Origin of the sequence: Catenulispora rubra, from assembly GCF_015356825.1 — a bacterium.
Taxonomy (GTDB): Bacteria; Actinomycetota; Actinomycetes; order Streptomycetales; family Catenulisporaceae; genus Catenulispora; species Catenulispora rubra.
The window spans coordinates 1-20,666 of record NZ_JAACYW010000081.1 but is presented as its reverse complement, the minus strand read 5'-3'; the positions used below and the strand labels follow the sequence as shown (position 1 = coordinate 20,666).

The following is a 20,666-nucleotide window of genomic DNA, read 5'->3' as shown; positions in this document are numbered from 1 at the left end:
AGGGCCACGCCCCATGCCTGCTCCACTGCTCCTCACCTTCGCCGAGCTCGAGTTCCTCCTGGCGTCGTGCCCGCGCCCGACCGAGCCGATCCGTGAGCGCTTGCGACTGACGCCGAACGGCCCCGGCAAAGGCGTGATGGCCGCAGGGTTGGCCTCTCTCGTGATCCGCGGCCTGTGCGTGGCGGACCCCGCGGATCCGGAGAACCCGGACGGTGTCACTCTGCAACCGGAGCTCCTCGCAGTGACGGCGACGCTGGCCTCGAGCCACACCCAGACCAGTGCCGGAGGATGGTACGGCGAACAAGCCGCCACAACACACTTCTTCGACACGCCCCGGCTCCGCATCGCCTTTCGCCCCGGTACGTTCGGCCACTTCGCGGTGGACCTCGGCGACGGTGCCGAGCCGTTGTCCAAGGCCGTCAATGCCTTCGTGGACTGGTGCGCCCGCGACGGCGGACCCGCGGCAACGGTGGTCCAGTCGACGGCCGGCGGGGACGTCGTGAGCCTCGCCGTCGCTCTGAAGCCGGACGGTACCTGGTACCTGTCCGACGACGCAGACAGCCCGGACCACGGAACCCCAACGTCGCGGGCGGTGATCCGGCGGCAACTCGCGGACCTGCTGGACCGGGCGCCGGACCTGCAGAGCGCCGCAGCCGGCCCGGTCCCGGCGGCTCGCCCGCACGCAGGAGCCTGACATGCTCGCGATTTTGGCGGGAACGGCCAGCGAGGCCGGACGGCGGCACGGATCCAACGAGGACCGAGTGCTCGCCGGACGCTCCATCTTCGCCGTCGCTGACGGAATGGGCGGCCACGCCGCCGGCGAGGTAGCCAGCGCGCTGGCGATCGCGCGCCTGGGACTGCTCGATGGGGAACCGGTGCTGACACCGGACGGCTTCCGGGCTCAGCTCGCCGAGGCCAACGCCGACATACTCGCCTCCGCGTTCCGGGAACCGGACCAGCGAGGCATGGGGGCCACCGTCGCCGGCATCGGCATCGCGCGGGTGGCCGGCACGGAGCACTGGGTCGTGTTCAACATCGGGGACTGCCGTGTATACCGGTGGGCCAAGGGCCGCCTCACCCAGCTGACGCTCGACCACAACGAGGCCGCCGAGGTCTCGGAAGCCGCGGCGTCCCCCGACGCCGCCGTCGGAGTCGGCCGGCGGAGCCTGGTCACCCGCTCGCTGGGCTCGGAGCCGGCTTCCGAGCCCGATATCAGGGTCTTGCCGCCCGTGCCCGGTGAACGGTTTCTGATCTGTTCCGACGGGCTGTACCTGGAGCTTGCCGATTCCGCCATCGCCGAGATGCTGGAGACCGAACCTGATTCGTCAGCGGCGGCCCGGGCCCTGGTCCGCGCCGCGATCGCGGCCGGCGGCCGGGACGATATCTCCGCGGTCGTCGTCGACCACCGGACCGTCGCGGCCGGAACCGCGGGTGAGGAGACCCAGCCTCGGCAAGCAGGGACGGAGGCTCTCCGGTGACCGCGTATGACCCGGTCGCCGACCTCGTCTTCGCGCCGGGCGCCTGGACCGCCGTCGCCGGTCCCCGATCCTGGCTGCTGGTCGAGACCTCGCCCGACGACCCGGCCGTGGCCCGCTGCTGGCGCCTGATCCGTGATGCGGCGTCGTCCGACGAGGTGCTGAACTCCCTGGTCATGACGCGGGCCGCGTACGCGTTCGTCCATCGGGACGGCGACGTCGCGCGCGCGGTGGTACGCGGTGCCGCTGAGGTCGCGCTGCACATCGCCGACGGCAGCCTGGTCACCATCGCGTCCGACGCCGACCGCCGAGTCCCAGGAGGGCTCCAAGGATTCCGTCTGTCGGCCCGCGAGCAGACAGGATCCGCGGAAGCCTCGCTGCCGCTGGCGGTCGGTGTAGTCCAAGCTTCAGCGCTCGGTACGCCGATGCCGATGCCGAAGCCGAAGCCGAAGACGGAAACCACATCAGTCGGCTTCTACACCCAGATCATCGCCGAGCTGCCCTGGACGAAGCGATTGCTGGGTGAACCCGGCATCGACGAAGGAGCCGCCCGCGTCGCGGCTCCGGATCCCCCGGTCTACGAACCCGAGGATGGCGACGCCGAAAAAACAAGGCGCCGCACCTGGTCTCCCCGTTCTGCGAACGGCTCCGTCACCGTCCCGGCGGTCCACTGTCCCAAGGAGCACCCGAATCCGGCCGAGGCCGAATCGTGCCGCGTCTGCGGATCCCCGATTCCGGACCGGCGGGTCAGCACCGTGCCCCGCCCTCCGCTCGGCGAACTGGTGCTGTCGACCGATCCCGAGCCCTTGCGCTTGGAGCGCGACGTGGTCCTGGGCCGCGGTCTCGGCGACACCGAACTGACCGCCGGCCGCCGTCCGGACATCATCCGGGTGAGCGATCCCGAGGTGTCCCGCGAGCATGTCGAGATCCGTCTGGACGGCTGGCAGGTTTTCGTCGTCGATCTGGGTTCGAGCAACGGGACGTATGTGGCGCTGCCAGCGCGAGAGCCCGAACTGTTGCCGCCGCACACCCCGACCGTCATCGACCCCGGCACCGTGGTGTACCTGTCCGAGGCCGTCTCCTTCGAGCTCCGGGCCGTGCGATGAGATCGGGAAGCGGCGAGCCGCCGCAGATCTCCGGCTACTCGCCCATCCGGGACCTGGCGAAGGGCGGCCACGCGACCGTCTACCTCTACCGGCAGGTCGGTACCGGCCGGCAGGTCGCGGTGAAGGTGCTGGAGGCCCTCGGCCCGGAGGCCACCACCCGGCGCCGGACCGGCGAGGTCGAGGCCATGGCCCAGTTCGACGGGCATCCGCACATCGTGCGCATCATCGACGCACCGCCCGCGGCCGACGGCCGGCGGATCCTGATCATGCCGTACTACCCCGGCGGGGATCTGCTGACCCGGGTGAAGCTGGGCGGGCCACTGCCGGTCGCCGAGGCGGTGCGGGTCGGGATCCAGATCGCCGGCGCCCTCGCGAAGGTGCACGAGACCGACTTCGTGCACTGCGACGTGAAGCCGGCGAACATCCTCATCAACGAACACGGCTACCATCTGTCGGACTTCGGCATCGTCGGTACGCGCTCCGGAACCCGGACGTCGTCGGAGTTCAACGTCTCGGTGCCGTGGTCGCCGCGGGAGACCCTGGCCGGCGAGGCGGCCACCGTGCAGTCCGATCTGTACTCGCTGGGCGCGACGCTGTGGCATGTCCTGAAAGGACGGTCGCCGTTCCACGATCCCGGGGGCGCGAATTCCGTCGACGAGATCGAGCAGCGGATCATGACCCGGACCGCGCCGGCACTGGCGCTGCCTGGCGGGCCGCGCGAACTCGACCAGCTCGTGACCGCACTGCTGGCTCCGAGGCCCGCGTCGCGGCCGGGGTCGGCCGCGACGGTGTGCGCCCGGCTGACAGCCATCGGCGAGCGGCTCGGCGGGCACCGGTCCGAGCCCGGACCGGACGCAACTCAGCGGCGCGGTGATGCCGGCCGGTTCAGGCCTGGTGACCGTCCTGAGGACCCGTCGTCCAAGACATCACTGCGGCCCGGACCTCCGTCCCACCTCATATCCGACCCGGACCGTACAAAGATCAAGGTCACCGAGCCGGAGCCGGTCGAACGGCCCATCCGGACCGGCGCCCGGAGAAACCGGATCGCCGCGGGTGCCGCCGCCGTCCTCGTCTGCGGCGCGGTCATCACGGCCTCCGTCCTGGCCGGCGGCGGACATGGAAACCCGGCGCCCAGTGCGTCGGGCACCGGGGACTCCGCACCCGGCGGCGCCGGCCTGGTCGGCGAGGATCTCCCGCCGGGCATGCCGGCTGTGACCGCCGCCCGCCCCAACCCGGCCGCCCTGCACTTCACCTGGAACTACTCGGCCGCGCAGGCCAGCGACACCTTTCAATGGCAGACCTCTGACGGATCCCGTCACGGCGTGACCAGAACCGCTGCCCTCGACCTCCCCGATCCGGCCGGGACCCGGCTGTGCGTGCAGGTCAAGGTCGTCCGCGCCGACGGGAGCGACGCCCAGCCCGACTGGTCCCCCGAAGGTTGCGGGAGCTGAAACAGCACAGGGAGTTGACACGACCATGATCGTCCCCAACGGGATACCGCGGCGCTGGCGCCGCGCCGCGTCCGGGACCGCCCTGGCGGCGAGCGTCACCGCCCTGGTGGCCTCGGCGGTGTTCGCGACCGGGTACACCGCGCGGCACGCCGACCTCAACGACGGCGGCATCTGGGTCACCAGCGACCGCGACGGCGAGTTCGGCCGGGTCAACAAGCCGGCCGGCCAGCTCGACGGGTTCTTCAACCCGCCGGGCCAGGCGCAGGAGGCCTATCAGTTGGACGTGCTCCAGGACGGCTCGGCCGTCGCCGCGTGGGACCGCGCGGCGGGCCGGCTCTACCCGGTCGACGTCGACCGCGCCGTCGCGCAGGCCGGCCAGTCGATCCCGGTGCCGGCCGCGGACCAAGTCGAGCTGGCCGGCGGCACGCTGGCGCTCCTGGATCCCAAGGCGGGCCAGGTCTGGGCGATGCGGGTGAGCTCGGCGGGCCTGACCTCCTTGGCGGCCGTCGATCCGACCACGGCTCCGCCGACGGCCAAGCTCGGCGCGACGGGCGCCGGCCTGGCGGTCGGCTTGGACGGGGCCGTCCACGCGCTGTCCGCCGCCGGGAAGACCGTCACGATCTCGGCCGGGCACGACGGCATGCTCGCAGCGCCCGTATACGGTCAGCTCGGCTCCGCCACAGCCGCCGGCGCCGCCCTGACGACTCAGGGCTCGAACTCGGGCCGGCCGGGCACTTCCGCCCAGGACCCGGGCCGGTCCGGGTTTCAGGCCACGGTCGTCGGCTCGCGTCTGGTCTCCTTCGACGCCGACTCCGGCACGCTGTCCGTGGCCGGCGGACCCACGGTGCAGATTCCCGAGCCGGATCCGGCAGCCGTGCTCCAGACGCCCGGGCCGGCCGCCGCGACCGTCGTCGTCGCGACCCCCACGGCGCTGGACGCGGTCGACCTGTCCTCGGGCTCGGTCGCAGTGCTTTACCACTCCGGCACCGGGACTCCCGCGGCACCGGTTCTGCTGAACGGCTGTGTCAACGCGGCCTGGGCCGGATCGGCGTTCAACTACGTCCAGTCGTGCGGCGGCCGGCCCGCTACGCGCGGGGACGTCGACAACGACGTGGCGCTCACCCGCCCCGCGTTCCGCCAGAACCGCGGCTCCCTGGTGCTCAACGACCTCACGAACGGCGCGGTCTGGGACCTGACCGACCAGCGCAGGGTCGACGACTGGTCCGCCACGCACCCGCCGCCGTCGCCGAAAGCCGGCGATCCCCAGCAGAACACCGGCAACGACGACTCGGCGCGCAAGAAGCCGCCGAAGGCGGTCGACGACCATCTCGGAGCGCGTCCCGGGCGCACCACGCTGCTGCACGTCCTGGACAACGACTCCGATCCGGCCGGAAACGTCCTGGCGGTATCGCAGGTCACGAAGCCCTCCGCGGCGTCCGCCGGCACCGCGATCTCTCCCGACGGCCAGACCGTCGCCCTGACTCTCGGAGCGGATGCGCGCGGCACCGTCGAATTCCGGTACACCGTCGACGACGGGAAGGGCCTGAGTGCGAACGCCGCGGTGACGGTCACAGTAAGGACGCCCGACGAGAACGGCGTCCCACAGCTGCGGACCGGCTACCAGCCGAAGCCGTACCCGGTCACCGAAGGCGCCCGCCTTGATCTGCCGGTCCTTGCCGATTGGCGTGATCCCGACGGCGACCCCCTGTCGCTGGCCTCGGCGACGGCCAAGGCGGGGACCGCGGTCGCGAGCCCGGACGGGTTCCTGGACTACACGGCGCCGGCGACGCCCGGCACCCAGACCGTGAACTACCAGGTCTCCGACGGGGTCGGCGCCCCGGTGTCCGGTACGGTGACGATCGCCGTACAGGCCCCGACGGCCCGGCCGACGGCCGCGGTCACCGAGCCGGACCTGGCGCGCGGCGAAGTCGGGCGGCCGATCGTGGTGCACCCGCTGGACAACGACCTGCCCGGGTCCGACCCGCTGGACCCCTCAGCCCAGCTCGCCCTGGCCTCCGCGCTCGCCAGTCCCGCCGGTGCCCAGGCGGCCACAGACCAGAGGACCGGCACGGTCACCGTGGTCGCGGACCGTCCGGGCACGTTCGTGTTCTCGTACACCGCACGCTTCGGGGACGCGCCGTTCTCACCGGGCACGATCCGGGTCGACGTCGTGGCGGTTCCGGCCACGGCCCTGCCACCGGTGACGGTCCCCATCGCGGCGGTGCTGCACGGCCAGCAGCCGACACGCGTCGACGTGCCGGCCGCGGACTACGACCCGTCCGGCGCGCTGCTGGCCGTCCAGGGCGCGACGCCGTCGGACCCCGGCCAAGTGGCCGCGGCGGTCGTCGACGGACGCTGGGTCAGCATCAGGGCTCTGACGCCGACGCTGGCCCCGGCGTCGCGGATCGTGCACTACACGATCACCGACGGCCAGACGGCGCCGGTCATTGGCGAGATCACCGTTACGCAGCTTCCGCCTCCGGATGTCGACACCCCGGTCGCGGGCGACAGCGAAGCGACGGTCCGGGCCGGCGACAGCGTCGCCGTGCCTGTCCTGGATGACGACACCGACCCCGGCGGAGCGCCGCTGAGCCTGGACGCCGACGTGCAGGGAGTGCCGAATCCCGGCACGCTCCGCGTCATCGGTCCCGACGGCGGCACCACCGGCGTCGGATCCGCCTACGTCGCCGGTTCGACCGTCCGCTATGCGGCCCCGGCGACGGTCCTCACGCCGCTGACCGTCGAGACGGACTATGTGGTGCGCAACCCGGGCGGCGGCTCGGCGGTCGGCCGCGTGCACATCACCGTCGAACCGCTGCCGTCGCCGGCGAACCCGAACCGTTCGCCGGAGCCCTATGACGTGGAAGCCCGCGCCGTGGCCGGCGACACCATAACGATCCCGATCGCCACGGCCGGAGCCGATCCCGACGGCGACTCGGTCGCCATGACCGGCCTGGCCTCGGCGCCGGCCCTGGGCCGGGTCCTGTCCTGGAACGCGACCTCGCTGACCTACCAGGCCTTCCCCACCGTGTCCGGGACCGAAGAGTTCGATTACCGGGTCGTGGACCCGTACGGCGGCTCGGGTACGGCGAGTGTGCGGATCGCGGTCGTCCCCCCGGGTCCGCCGCAGCCGCCGGTCGCCGTCGACGACGACGTGACCGCGGCCCCCGGGGCCCGGATCGCGGTCGACGTCCTGGCGAACGACATCATCGCGCCGGACGACACCGTCACCCTGGAGCCGCTGGCCAAGCTCAACCCGGACCTCCCGGCCGGAACCGCGTCGACCGGGCTCCGGGGCCCGATCCAGCTGACGGCGCCGCCGGCGAACGGCAGGCCGCTGGTGGTCTCCTACGGGGTCGGCGACGGGGTCGGCACGCCGTCCCTGGCGACGGTGACTGTGCACGGCCGCGCCGGATACGACATCCCCGCGGTATGCGTGGACGCATATCCGAAACCGGCCGGTGCGGCGAGCGTGACCGTGGACATCGCGAAACAGTGCTCTGATCCCGACGACATCGGCGCCCCGATCGCGGTGACCCGCGCCTTCGACGCCCACGCGCAAACCTCGGCCGGACAGGTCGTCGTCTCGCTGGACAACCGGCCGCACGTCGTCGCCTACGAGGTCCGGGACACCGGCGGGGCGCTGTCGCTGGGCCTGATCCATGTCCCGGCGGCGGGGACCGGCGCGCCGTATGTCACGGACGCCTCGCCGATCACCGTTCCGGCGAACGGCAGCACGACTGTGAACCTGGCCGGCCGCGTGGCCGACCCGGCGGGCAAGCCGGTCCGGCTCACCACCACCGATCGTCTCTGGACGGCGCCGCGCGCGGGCCTGACCGTCCGCAGCCAGGGTGTGGGGCAGCTGGTGCTTTCGGCAGCCGGCGGCTACACGGGGCCGGCCGCGGTGACGTTCGAGGTCACCGACGGCAGCTCCCTGACCGATCCGGCCGCGCAGGTCGCGGTCCTGACGATCCCGGTGCAGGTGGGTAGGGACACTCCGGTCCTGCGGTGTCCGAGCGATCCGCTGACGCTCGTCGAGGGCGGACCGACGGCCGCGGTCGACCTGGTCTCGGTGTGCCATGTCTGGGTCGGCGATCTGGCGACGCTGGCCGGGTTGCGCTATACGGCCCGCTGGCACACGCAGGTCGGCGGCATGTCCCTGCCGCAGCCGCAGGGTGCGACGCTCACGCTGGCCGCGGACGGCAAGGCCGTGCCCGGCACGCAGGGGTCGATCGACATCGGCGTCGCCGGAGTCGCCTCCGCGCAGTCGACGCTGGCGGTACGCGTCGAGGCGGCGCCGCCGCCCTCGGTCGTGCCGATCACGGTCGACGGTGTGAAAGCCGGCGAGACGAGGACCGTGGACCTGGCCTCCTACGTCCGTTCCGAACTTCGGGATCCGGTGGTCTCGGTCGTTGCCGTGCATCAGGAGTCCGGTCTGGCCGCTACGGCGACCGCCGCCGGCGCGACAGTCCGCATCACACCGGGCGCCGCGTCGAAGGGCACGATGACGTTCAGCGTCACCGTGAGCGATGTGGCCGATCGGACCCGCGCCGACCGGACCGCGGCGGGCCTGATCACGCTGCACGTCCTGGGCTTGCCCGACGCGCCGGGCGCCCCGGTGGTGGGGCGGACGGTCCTGAGCCACAGCGTGGACCTGTCGTGGGCGGCCCCGGCCGACAACGGCGCGCCGATCCTGTCCTACGAGGTCGACGCTGCCGGGCACCGCCAGACCTGCCCCGGCTCGCCGTGCACCATCACGGGCCTGGCGAACGGGACCGCCTACAGCTTCACGGTGCGCGCGACGAACCTGGTGGGGCAGGGCCGGCCGAGCGCGCCCTCGGCGCCGGCCGTTCCGAACACCGTGCCGGGCGCGGTGACCGGGCTGGCAGCCTCGCTGCCACAGGACGGAACACTGCACCTGACGTGGAACCCGCCGCCGGATGACGGCACCCCGGTGCAGACCTACCTGGTCACCTGGACCGGTGGCGGACGGCAGAGCGTCACCGGCCCGGCAATCACCGCCACCGGGCTCGCCAACGACGACCAGTACACCTTCACCGTCGTGGCCGTGAACGCCCAGGGCACCGGTCCGTCGGCGAACGTCACCGGGCAGTCGGCCGGGATCCCGAAGACCCCGGGCGCACCGTCGCTGACCTCGGTCAATTCCGCGGACGCGGCCAGCCGCGCGGTTTCGGTGTCCTGGACCCCGGCCGACCCGAACGGACCGGGCCCGACGACGTACACGGTGACCCGGACGGGCAACGGCACGAAGACGGTCTGCACGAACGTGGCGACGGCCTCGTGCACCGACGACGGCCTGGCCAACGACGGGACCGTGTATTCGTACACCGTCACGGCGGCCAACGCCGACGCCGGCTCGGGCTCCGGACACACCTCGCCGCCCGGCCCCGCGGCACAGATGGTGGCCACCGCCACGCCGGATCCGATCACCGGCGTCTCGGCCACGCCCACGGGCACCGACGGCCAGGCGCGGCTGCAGTTCGACGCACCCGCCTCGCACGGCGTGTCCTCCACCGTGCGCTGCACGTGGAGTGGCGGGAGCTGCGGAACGTGGACGATGCCCGCGAGCGGGCAGTCCCACGTGACGGAGACCGTGGACGGACTGCCCAACGGCACGACCGTCACGCTGAACGTGAGCGACTGCAATGGGAGCCCGGGCGGGGCCTACGCGGGCAATCCCTGTGACAGCACCGTCGGGACCGACGTCACGGCCTACGGGCCGTTGAAGAACCTGGCGATCTCGACGTCGGCCAACGCGCAGACCGTGAACTTCACGGTCTCGGTCGACCCGAACGGCAGGCCCGCGACGGTCACCGTGCGGACGAGCAAGCAGACGCAGACCTTCGGCACCGGAACCAGCGGCTGGAGTTGGAGCGGCTCGGACACGATGGGCTACAGCGCCACGGACACCATCACCGTCACGGTGTCCGACTCGGGGCGGGCGTCGCTGAACCAGAGCGCCCAGCAGAGCACCCCCGCACCGCCGCCGCCGCCCCCGTCGCCGAGCGTCACCGTCACGAAGGGGACCGCGTGCGGCGGGGGCGGCGGTTCGGCGTGCAACGGCGGCAGCTGCACCGACAGGTCCTGCGCCTACGTCCACGTCCAGACCGCCTACTTCGGCGGCAGCGTGAGCTGCACCTTCAACAGCACTCACGGCAACGGAGGCTGGTTCGTCCAGACGTACGGCCCGAACGACAGCCACGACTCCATCAACTGGTACGGCTGGCCCGGCACCACGGTCACTGTGACCTGCAACGGCGTCAGCGGATCGATGCGATGGTACTGAGAGGGGAACACAGCATGACCATGAACGAGGAAGACGCCCGCCACTTCGCCGCAGCCTTCGAGCGGATGGTGGACGCCGTCAGCGTCGCTCTGCTGGGTAAGCAGGATGTGGTCCGGCTGGCTCTGACCTGTATGGTCTCCGGCGGCCACCTGCTGCTGGAGGACCTGCCCGGCACCGGGAAGACCTCGCTGGCCCGGGCGATCGCCCGCTCGGTCGCCGGGACCAGCGCCCGGATCCAGTTCACCCCGGATCTGCTGCCCTCGGACATCACCGGCGTGCAGATCTATGACCAGAGGCAGCAGCAGTTCGAGTTCGTCCCCGGCCCGGTCTTCCACTCGATCGTGCTCGCCGACGAGATCAACCGCGCCTCGCCGAAGACCCAGTCGGCCCTGTTGGAGGTCATGGAGGAGGGGCGGGTGACGGTGGACGGCCAGACCCACGAGGTCGGCCGGCCGTTCATGGTCATCGCGACGCAGAACCCGATCGACAACGCCGGCACCTACCCGCTTCCGGAGGCGCAGATCGACAGGTTCCTGATGCGCACGGCCCTGGGCTATCCGGACCGGGACTCGCTGATGCAGGTTCTGTCGGGCGTATCCCTGCGGGACCGCACGGAGCTGGTCCGACCGGCGATCACCGCCCCGATGGTCGAAGAGCTTGGCCTGGTGGCCGACCACGTCACGGTCCGCGACGAAATCCTCGGCTACGTCAGCGACATCGCTGACATGTCCCGCGAGCACCCGAAGGTCAAGCTCGGCGTGTCCACCCGCGGCTGTCTGGCCTACGTGCGCGCCGCCAAGACCTGGGCGGCCGCGGACGGCCGGCCCTTCGTCACGCCCGACGACATCCGCCGGCTCGCGGTCCCGGTGCTCGGCCACCGGATCCGGCTCAACCAGGAGGCACGGCTGAACGGTGACGACGTAGAGACCGTGATCGACGACATCTTCATCGATGTCAAGGCGCCGCTGCGGCGCGCGTTCTGACAGGGCGCCGGCGATGACGATTCTTCAGCGGGGCGCGCGAGCGCTCCGGTCGGCCGGATCCGCCACGGATGATGCGGCAGGGAACGCGCGCGGCTTCGGACCGAGGATCTCGGCCCGGGTCAGGGCTCGGAGCCTCCCGAGCATCACCGCCCACGCCGTCGCCCGAACTGTGGGCCGGGCTCCGTTGCTCGCCGCGGTGACTCCGCTGGGCTGGAGCGTCGTGGTCGGCGCGGCCACGGCCTGGATCCTGGGGACCGGCTTGCACTGGATCGAATTCTCCGCACTGGCAGCCTTCTGCATGCTGGTCCTGCTCGGAAGTCTGCTGTTCGGTGTCGGCCGCACCGAGCTCGCCATCGAGGTCCGGACCGAACCCCGGCGCCTGCGGATCGGACAGCCCGGCGCCTGTACGGTCGGCGTCGTCAACATCGCCAAGCGCCGGCTGCTGCCGGTGGATTTGGAGATCCCGGTCGGCGGGAAACCGGGACCGCCTTTCCAGGTGCCGCGGCTCAAGCCGGGCGCCGCGCACGGCTTCGAGCCTTTCGAGATCGGCGCGCGCAGACGGTCTGTCATCACCGTCGGCCCAGCCACTTCGGTGCGCGGCGACCCGCTCGGCCTAGTGCGGCGAACCGTCACCTGGACCGGCGCCACCGAGATCCTGGTCCACCCGCGCTACATCGAGCTGCCGGCGTTCGGCGTCGGACGCATGCACGACCTGGAGGGCCGTACCGCGGATGCGCTGTCCCCGAGCGATCTCGCCTTCCACGCGCTGCGCGACTACGTGCCCGGGGACGACCCCAGGCACGTCCACTGGCGCAGTTCGGCCCGGGCTCGGTCCCTAGGCACCGGCACCGGCCTGGTCGTGCGGCAGTACCAGGAAACGCGCCGTACCCACCTGCTGGTCGCGGTCGACGGCCGGACCGCGGCCTATCGGGACGGCGAGGATCTGGAGACCGCGATCTCGGCGGCAGCGTCGCTGGCGCTGTGCGCGCTCGACAACGAGCTGGAAGCCAGCGTCGTGGTCTGCGACCGGACGGCTCCCGATGCCACGGACCGCGCGGTCCTGGATGCCTGTGCCCGGGCGCTGCCGACCGAGCTCACGCTCGGCGAGCTGGTCGACCGGGGCGTCCACGAGGCTCCGCACGCCACGGCGGTGGTCGTGGTGACCGGAGGGGTGCCCGACTCCGGCGAGCTGTTCCGGGCCGCGGCACGCGTTCCGGAGTCAGCCCGCACCGTGCTGCTGCGGGTCGATCCCGGAGCCCGAACCGGGGCATTCGGGAGAGCACCGGCGATCTTGACCATGAACACACTGGGCGATCTGGCGTTGCTGTTCTCCGAAGGAGACCTCTGGTGACTCTGTCCCCTCCTCAATCCCTGTCCTGGTCGCGGATCCGCACAGATGCCGGCCCGGCGACGGATGCGGTCTCCTCCGCGCTGCTGGCCGGACTCGCGCTCGCCGGGTTCCACACTTCCTACGACGGTTGGTCCTTCCTGGTGGCGGGGCTCGCCGGCTTGGCCTTCGGGCTGCTAGCCGTGCCCGCGGTCACCAGGTTCACCCACTCCGCGTTCGTCCTGGCCACTGTCCTCACGGTCGGCTACTTCCTGGTCGGCAACCACTTCGTGGCTCCCGACCAGTCGCTGGGCGGCTATATCCCGACCGGTCCGTCGCTACGAACCACTGCGCTGGCCGGTGTCGAAAGCTGGAAGCAGCTCCTGACCACGGTCTCTCCCGCCGACGGCGCCGGCAGCCTGGTGGCGCCCCCGTTCATCCTCGGGCTGCTGACCGGTGCGATCACGTTGTCCCTGGCGCGCCGCACCACATCGGCCGCTGCTCCCGCTGCGGCGCCGACCTCCGAGCTCGGCGTGGTGATCGCCTTCGGATCGCACGTCACGGCGCTGGCCACCGTGGTGATCGTGGTGTTCGCCGGGGTGGCGCTCGGGTGGGCCGCGCAGCGCCGGAGCCGGACTCGCGGCTCGGCGACCACCCGGACGCGAGGCACTCGGATGGTCGCCGGGATATCGCTGCTGGCCGTGTCCGGGTCTGTGGTCGTGGTGATCGGCCCCGGACTGCCGGGCGCGGACGACCGGTCGCGGGCGGTGCTGCGGGACACCGTCAGTCCGCCGTTCGACATCAGCGACTACCCGAGCCCGCTCGTGGGGTTCCGGAAGTACACCAAGGACTCCCATCAGCTCTGGGACCAGACGCTGTTCACCGTCAGCGGCCTGTCGCAGGGAGTTCCGGTGCGTATCGCCACGCTCGACAGCTACGACGGATCGGTATGGGGCGCGTCCAACGGCGCCGGCGGCGGCGTTTTCCAGCGGGTCGGATCTCAGGTCGCTCCGACCGCTCCGGGAAGCACGCTTACCACGGTCAGCGTCACAGTCGGGCCGGCCTACGCCGCGGCTGCCGACACCGATGTGTGGCTGCCGGGCGCGGGGACGGTCAGCGATATTGGATTCGCCGGCGGCGACGCCGACCGGCTGGCCTCGTCAGTACGCTACAACCTCGCCACCTCGTCGGCGATCGTGCCGGGCCGCTTGCACGCCGGGGACACCGTCGTGTATCGCACCGCAGTGGATTCCGCGCCGGCCCCGAGCGCTCCGCAGCCTTTCGACAGCCCGCCGGTCGACAGCGTCTCAGAGTCCGTCATCGGCAGTCGCTCGTCGGTGTGGACGAAGGCCGGGACCGACGTGTGGTCTCAGCTCCAGGCTGCCGCTACGTACCTGAAGGACACTGGTGCCTATAGCGACGGCGGTCCCGGGGAGACGCAGTTTCTGCCCGGGCACAGCATCAACCGGCTCTCGGCGTTCCTGCACGGTGCCCGGCCGGTCGGCGACAGCGAGCAGTACGCGGCGGCGTTCGCGCTCATCGCTCAGAGCGTCGGAATGCCCGCCCGCGTCGTCCTCGGCGCGGTTCCGGAGGCCGACGGGCCGGGGCAGGGCAAAGTGTTCGGCCGCGACGTGCAGGCATGGGTCGAGGTGCACATTGCCGGGGGCCGATGGGTGCCGCTGTACGACAGATCGTTCATGCCTGATCCGTCGAAGAAGCCCGATACGCAGACACCGCAGGACGTCCAGAACACCACCACCGCCGCGGTTCCGCCGCCTCGGACGGTCAAGCCGCACGACGTGGCCGCCGACCCCGGGGCCGGGGCGGTCGCGGTCGGGGTGGCGCCCCGGTCGTGCACATCGGCCGCCGCGGCGGCCGATCCGGCCTGCCGGACCGCTCGCGCCGGATCGTGGTGGCCCTCGCTGAAGACCGCCGCCCTGGCCTGCAGCCCTTTGCTGGCAGTCCTGGCCGTCGTCATGGTGATCGCCGGGCTCAAAGCACGCCGCAGATTCCGGCGGCGGACCCGCGGCGCGCCGGCCAATCGGATGGCGGCGGGTTGGCAGGAAGTCCTGGATCGGGCCCGCGACCTGGGTCTGATCCTGATCGGGACGACGCGGCGAGAGCAGGCCTCGTCCCTGGCGCGGCTGGCGGACATCACTCTCGCGGCGGTCGGCTCAGACCCGGCCCACGCCCTGGCCCGGGCGGTCGACACGGCGGTTTACGGCGCCGGTGACCCGACCGAGCAGCAGATCGCCCGCTTCTGGCTCCAGGTCGCCGAGCTCTGCGATGCGCTGCGGGAACGGTCTTCGCGCCGCCGCCGGCTCCTGGCCGCGGTCAGCATCAGCACCCTGTACGCCTTCGGCGCGGCCGGGAGGAGCAGCACCCGATGAGGATCAAGCTGACGCTGGACCGCCCGGGCACCGCCTCGGTGGACTTGCAGATCACGGTGGACGTCAAGGCCACCGTCGGCGACCTGGCCGAGTACCTGGTCCGCTCCGAGCCGGTACCGCGGGGCGCCGGCCCCCGGCCGGTGCCGGCGGCGGCGACCCTGCACGTCCTCGACGGGCCGGATCCCGGCCGGCTCGACCCCCGGACCGCCGTCGGCGACAGCGGCCTGCGCTCGGGCGCGACGGTCCGGGTCGAAGGTCACGGCGGCCCGCGCCAGGGCGGTCGGGCCCGGTCGACGGCCCTGGTCACCGTGGTGTCCGGGCCCGACGCCGGAACCCGGGTCGAGCTGCGCGGCCGCGAGGGTCTGATCGGCCGGGACACCGCGTGTGCGGTGCGGCTCAGCGACCAGTTGGTCTCGCGGCAGCACGCGCGCGTCACGGTCGGCCGCTTCGCCGAGATCGCCGACCTGGGCTCGGCGAACGGAATCCAGATCGGCGGCGCCACGGTCGCGCGGGCGACGCTGCAGCCGGGCGACATCGTGCAACTCGGCGACACCGAGATCACGGTCACCGTCACCCAGGCGGTCGAGGAGGCCCCGGGCGGCGCGGAGATCGGGTTCATCCGCTCGCCGCAGCTGACGCCGCACTACGCCGGCGAGGAGTTCGCCGCACCGGAGCCCCCGCAGCGGCCTGGCCGGGCGCGGTTCCCGGTCCTGCCGCTGGTGACGCCTCCGGTCGTGGGCGGCATGATGTATCTGATCACCGGCTCGGTGGCATCGGTCGCGTTCATCGCTCTGAGCCCTTTGATGGCGATCGGGCAGGCCGTCGAGTCGATCAGGTCGGGGCGCTCGGAGTACAAGCGCGGCGTACGGGCCTTCCGTGCCGAGACGGCGGACCTGGTCGCCCGGATGACGGCGGCCGTCGAGACCGAGGCCGTCGTGCGCGGGCAGGAGCACCCGCCCCTGGACGAATGCCTGACCGGGGCCGAGCGTCGCAGCCCTCTGCTGTGGTCGCGACATCCCGGGCGGCCCGGCTTCGGCGAGATCCGGCTGGGCGTCGGCCGGCTGCCCTCACGCAGCACGGTCGACCTGCCCGCCCCGCGCGGCCTGCCGGCGGATCTGCTGGCCGAGTTGTCCGCCGCGCTGGAGCCGTTCCGGCTCGTCGACAAGGTGCCCGTCGTCGTGCGCCTGGCCGAGGACGGCGCCCTCGGACTGGCTGGAGAGCGCCAGGCCGTGCTCGGGGCGGCCCGCGCGGTGGTCGCGCAAGCCGTCGTGCTGCACTCCCCGGCCGAGCTCGTGGTGGCCGCCTTCACCTCGGGGGAGAGCGGCCGGATGTGGGACTGGCTGAAGTGGCTGCCGCACACCACGTCGCCGCACAGCCCGCTTCCGCGCCGCCACCTGGCCTCGGGCACTGCCGACACGGCGGCGCTGGTGTCAGCGCTCGAAGACCTGATCCGGCGGCGCACCGAAACCGACGAGCCGGTGCTGCCGGCGGTCCTGGCCGTGGTGGAACCAGACACCGTGGCCGAGCACGCTCAGCTCGTCGACATCGCCGAGCGCGGCCGGGACGCTGGTGTATACGTGGTCTGGCTCGCCGAGGACACGCTCGGGCTGCCGGCGGCGTGCCGCACCGCGGTGCGGATCCACCCGGCGGCACCGGGGCCTGGCGGGTCGAGCCGGGCTACCGCGGTGTTCATCACCCCCGGCGAACAGATCGACCCGGTCGCGGTGCAGCTCCTCGACGAGCGCGGCGCGTCGGCCACGGCCCGGGCCCTCGCGTCGCTGACCGACATCGGGGCCCGGCTCGACGACGACAGCGACCTGCCGCCGTCGCTGTCGCTGCTGGCGGTGCCGGAGCAGCCGACGAGCGTGACCCCGGAAGGGGTCGTCGAGAGCTGGCTGGCGAACCGCTCGATCGTCACCGGGCCGTACGCGCCGGCGCAACCTGTGAAGAAGGCCGGTTCGCTGCGGGCTGTGATCGGGGTGTCGGCTTCCGGTCCGCACGCGCTGGACCTGCGGACCGACGGGCCGCACGCGCTCGTCGGCGGCACGACCGGCAGCGGCAAGAGCGAGCTGCTGCAGTCGTGGATTCTGGCGATGGCCACCGCGCACAGCCCGGAGCGGCTGACGTTCCTGCTGGTGGACTACAAGGGCGGGTCGGCGCTGAGCCACTTCGAGCGGCTCCCTCACACTGTCGGCCTGGTCACCGACCTCGACGACCACAAGGCCAGCCGGGCTCTGACCTCGCTGGGCGCGGAGCTGCGGCGGCGCGAACATCTCCTGGCCGGACACCGGGCGAAGGACCTGGTGGAGATGGAGAAGCGCGGCTCGCGAGACGCGCCGCCGAGCCTGGTGATCGTGATCGACGAGTTCGCCGCCCTGATCAAGGAGCTGCCGGGCTTCGTCGACGGCATGATCGATGTCGCGCAGCGCGGGCGCTCGCTCGGGGTGCACCTGATCCTGGCCACGCAGCGGCCGGCCGGCGTCATCCACGACAACCTGCGGGCCAACACCAACCTGCGACTGGCACTGCGGACCGCGGACGTCGAGGACAGCGTCAATGTCCTGGGATCCCCGGATGCCGCGTTCTTCGACGCCGCGCGGCCGGGGCGGGCGGTGTCCAAGACCGGCCCGGGGCGACTGGTCCGGTTCCAGACCGGCTATGCCGGCGGCTGGACGTCGCAAGAGCCCGAGCCGCCGGACATCGTCGTCGAGGAGCTCCGGGTGGGCCCGGTCCGCAGATGGGAGGCCGAGCGCCCCGAACGGTACCGAGACGACCGGGACACAGACCTGAACCGGCTGGTGGAGGCCATCTCCGCGGCGGGGTCGAAGGCGGGGCTGCCGACGCCGCGCAAGCCGTGGCTTCCCGCCCTGGAGCCGGTGTGCAACCTGCTGGACCTGGTGGCGGACCCGGATCCGGACCCGCGGCGGGGCGAGGCGCTGGTGTTCGGCATCGCCGACCGGCCCTCGCGGCAGGACCGGGTGACGGTCGCCTTCGCGCCGGACCGGCACGGCAACCTGGCAGTCGTCGGCACCGGCGGGTCCGGCAAGAGCGCGCTGTTGCGCACCCTGGCAATCGTCGCGGGACTGGCCGGACAGAACCAGCCGTGCCAGGTCTACGGGCTGGACTTCGGAGCGCGGGGGCTGAGCATGCTCGAGCCGCTGCCGCATGTCGACGTCATCTCCGGCGACGATCGCGAACGGCTCACCCGCCTGCTGCGGATGCTGCTGAATACGATCGCCGATCGCGCGCGGCGGTACCCCGCGGTCGACGCCGGCACCATCGCGGCCTACCGCGAGCGGGCCAGCCGACCCGGGGAGCCCCGGATCCTTCTGTTGCTGGACGGCATGGCCGGCTTCCTGACTGAGCATGCGAACAATGCCTTCGCCGTCGAGGCGCTGAACCGGATCGCCACCGAAGGCCGCCCGTTCGGCATCCATCTGGTGCTGACCGCCGATCGGCCGCAGACGATCCCGTCGAGCCTGGCAGCCGCGATGCAGGCCAAGGTGGTGCTGCGGCTCGCGGACCAGGAGGCCTATGGGCAGATCGGACTGCCGATGAACATCCTGACCGCGGCTTCGCCGCCCGGCCGAGGACTCCACGACGGGTTGGAGATCCAGGTCGCAGTCCTCGGCCAGAACCCGGAACCGGCCGCCCAGGTAGCGGAGGTGGGGAAAATCGCCACTGCGATGACAAGCCTCAACGTGCCGCGAACTCCGCCCATCCGGAGGCTCCCGGAAATGGTGCCGCTGGAGGACCTGCCAACCGAAGTCGACGGCCGGCCGGTGCTTGGACTTGCCTCGGACACGCTCGAACCACTGGCGTTTGATCCAGCCGGTGCGTTGCTGGTCTGCGGCCCGCCTCAGTCCGGACGCACTGGCACGGTCGGGACCCTGGCGGCCGCACTTCGCCGCTGGCGACCCGATGCCCGGCTGTACCACTTCGCCGATGCCCGGTCGCCGTGGGCGGAGGCCCCGATCTGGTCGGACGAGGCGTTGGACGCCGAGTCGGCCGCGGATGTCGCCAAGAACCTGCTGGAGCAGCTGACGAAGCAGAACCCCACGCATCCGGTCGGGGTGTTCGTCGAGAACGTCGCGGACTTCGCCGGCGGTCCGGCGGACATGGCGCTGGCAGCGCTGGCCCGGCACTGCGCGGCCCGAAGGCACTTCCTCGTCATGGAGGGCGAATCCAGCACCCTCGGCGGCGCCGCCGCCGCGCTGACGGCGCCGGCGAAATCCCGGCAGACGGGCTTGGCTCTGGCCCCGGACGCGAGCGCGTCGGACTACGTCCATTTCCGTACGACCTTCCCCCGGGGACTGTCCCGCTCGGACTTCCCGCCGGGACGAGGCCTGTACATAGCGGTGGGGAAGACGACGGTGACCCAGGTCGGCCGAACACGATGGTGAGCGGCCCGGTCCACCCCTACAAGACCCGGATCCGACCGCCAGGGCCGGGTCCCAAGAGATAGAGACAAGGAGACAAGCATGTCCAAAGTCGAAGGCATGGACATCGAAGCCGGCCGCCTTCTGGCTGGCCACCTGAATGACCGAGCCCACGAGATCGACATCCTCACCAGCGCCCTCACCACGGAACTGACCAACCTCCAATGGCTCGGCCCCGACGCCGACTCGTTCCGCCACGAATGGGACACCAACTACCAGGCCCAGCTCCACAACATCGCCGCCATGCTCCGCGACGTCGGCGGCCGTGTGACGGCCAACGCGACGCAGCAGGAGCACGCGTCGGGTAGCTGAGGGTGGTGCGGCCAGCTCTTGGACCATGCCTGTCCTGCTGATCGAGGCTGGTGGTGTGGTGTGCGCTGGTCGCATAGCCAGTCATGGTGAACTCACGGATCGTGCGTGGCGGTGGTCAAGCCTTTGCTCCCGGTCTTCAACAGCTGGTCGGGCAAGTGGCGTGATCACCGCTAGGCCATCAGCGGGATCTTGTGGAAGCTTCGGACTGCGAGGGTGCTCGCTGAGTCCCGGGTGATGACCTGAGTCGCGCCGTGAGCGCGGCAGCCGCCGGGAACGTCCTGGCGTCGGCGTCGGCGGCGGTGCTGGAACTCAGTCGTTCCCGCCGGCCGTTCCGAACCGTCTCCGGAGATACGTCAAGCCCTACCACTCACCGAGGCCGCACTCTGCACTGCAGGCCCCACCTTCCGGCCCAAGCTGGCCAGGTCCGCCAAAGCGTATCCTCGGTGGTCGACCAAGCCGGTCCCGAGCCATCTGTTACTTTGCCCAAGCCTCCATCGCGGAACAGGTCAACCGATGTCGCTGCGTTCGCCGAAAACCTCGAGTCCGGTCGTTCCCGGACCGTTCCCGGACGGCTAGAAATTCGCCGATCCCAACACTCTTGACTCGAACGTCCGTGCCACGAGTTGCACGGCGGTGACGCGGTGCAATGAAAAACCCCAGCTCGCGAAGTGCGAACTGAGGTTCTTCGAACGTGCGCACGAAGGGATTCGAACCCCTAACCTTCTGATCCGTAGTCAGATGCTCTATCCGTTGAGCTACGCGCGCTTGCGACGTTGTCGATAGTACACGCCCGATGGCCTTCATCGAAAATCGATATCGGTTGCGGGTCTTCGGGCAGGTCAGTGGGGGTGTTGGGGGTCACGGTGGGTTGTCGGG

The 20,666-nt window shown here is 71.6% G+C and carries 10 protein-coding genes and 1 tRNA gene; 10 read left to right on the top strand and 1 reads right to left on the bottom strand.

What is annotated here, in order from left to right:
* Positions 1-13 precede the first annotated feature (13 nt).
* The 10 genes from GWK61_RS22615 (at position 14) to GWK61_RS22570 (ending at position 19,790) form a co-directional block, all read left to right on the top strand.
* Positions 14-694, top strand: coding sequence for a hypothetical protein (locus GWK61_RS22615; RefSeq protein WP_194911117.1), 681 nt, complete (start codon positions 14-16; stop codon positions 692-694).
* A 1-nt stretch (position 695) separates the two neighbouring features.
* Positions 696-1,478, top strand: coding sequence for a PP2C family protein-serine/threonine phosphatase (locus GWK61_RS22610; RefSeq protein ID WP_194911116.1), 783 nt, complete (start codon positions 696-698; stop codon positions 1,476-1,478).
* Complete coding sequence (locus GWK61_RS59680; protein ID WP_194911114.1) at positions 1,475-2,581, top strand: FHA domain-containing protein; 1,107 nt, start codon at positions 1,475-1,477, stop codon at positions 2,579-2,581. Before GWK61_RS22610 ends, GWK61_RS59680 begins: the two co-directional genes overlap by 4 nt.
* On the top strand, positions 2,578-4,032 hold the full coding sequence (locus GWK61_RS22600; RefSeq protein ID WP_194911111.1) for a serine/threonine-protein kinase: 1,455 nt from the start codon (positions 2,578-2,580) through the stop codon (positions 4,030-4,032). Before GWK61_RS59680 ends, GWK61_RS22600 begins: the two co-directional genes overlap by 4 nt.
* Before the next feature lie 25 nt (positions 4,033-4,057).
* Positions 4,058-10,339, top strand: coding sequence for an Ig-like domain-containing protein (locus tag GWK61_RS22595; protein ID WP_194911109.1), 6,282 nt, complete (start codon positions 4,058-4,060; stop codon positions 10,337-10,339).
* Positions 10,340-10,353: 14 nt separating this feature from the next.
* Positions 10,354-11,322 (top strand): AAA family ATPase, encoded by a 969-nt coding sequence (locus GWK61_RS22590; protein ID WP_194911107.1) that lies wholly within the window; start codon positions 10,354-10,356, stop codon positions 11,320-11,322.
* 13 nt (positions 11,323-11,335) lie between these two features.
* Positions 11,336-12,673, top strand: coding sequence for a DUF58 domain-containing protein (locus GWK61_RS22585; protein WP_194911104.1), 1,338 nt, complete (start codon positions 11,336-11,338; stop codon positions 12,671-12,673).
* A complete protein-coding gene (locus GWK61_RS22580) occupies positions 12,670-15,039 on the top strand; it encodes a transglutaminase-like domain-containing protein (RefSeq protein WP_194911103.1) in 2,370 nt (789 codons plus the stop codon). Before GWK61_RS22585 ends, GWK61_RS22580 begins: the two co-directional genes overlap by 4 nt.
* Positions 15,036-19,442, top strand: a complete 4,407-nt coding sequence (locus GWK61_RS22575; RefSeq protein WP_194911101.1) for a type VII secretion EssC family protein — start codon at positions 15,036-15,038, stop codon at positions 19,440-19,442. The genes GWK61_RS22580 and GWK61_RS22575 overlap by 4 nt, the downstream gene beginning before the upstream one ends.
* A gap of 78 nt (positions 19,443-19,520) precedes the next feature.
* Positions 19,521-19,790: a hypothetical protein gene (locus GWK61_RS22570; RefSeq protein ID WP_194911099.1), complete on the top strand. Its 270-nt coding sequence runs from the start codon at positions 19,521-19,523 to the stop codon at positions 19,788-19,790.
* 692 nt (positions 19,791-20,482) lie between these two features.
* On the opposite strand, the gene GWK61_RS22565 is transcribed toward GWK61_RS22570, so the two are convergent.
* Positions 20,483-20,555, bottom strand: a tRNA-Arg gene (locus tag GWK61_RS22565).
* Positions 20,556-20,666: the final 111 nt, after the last annotated feature.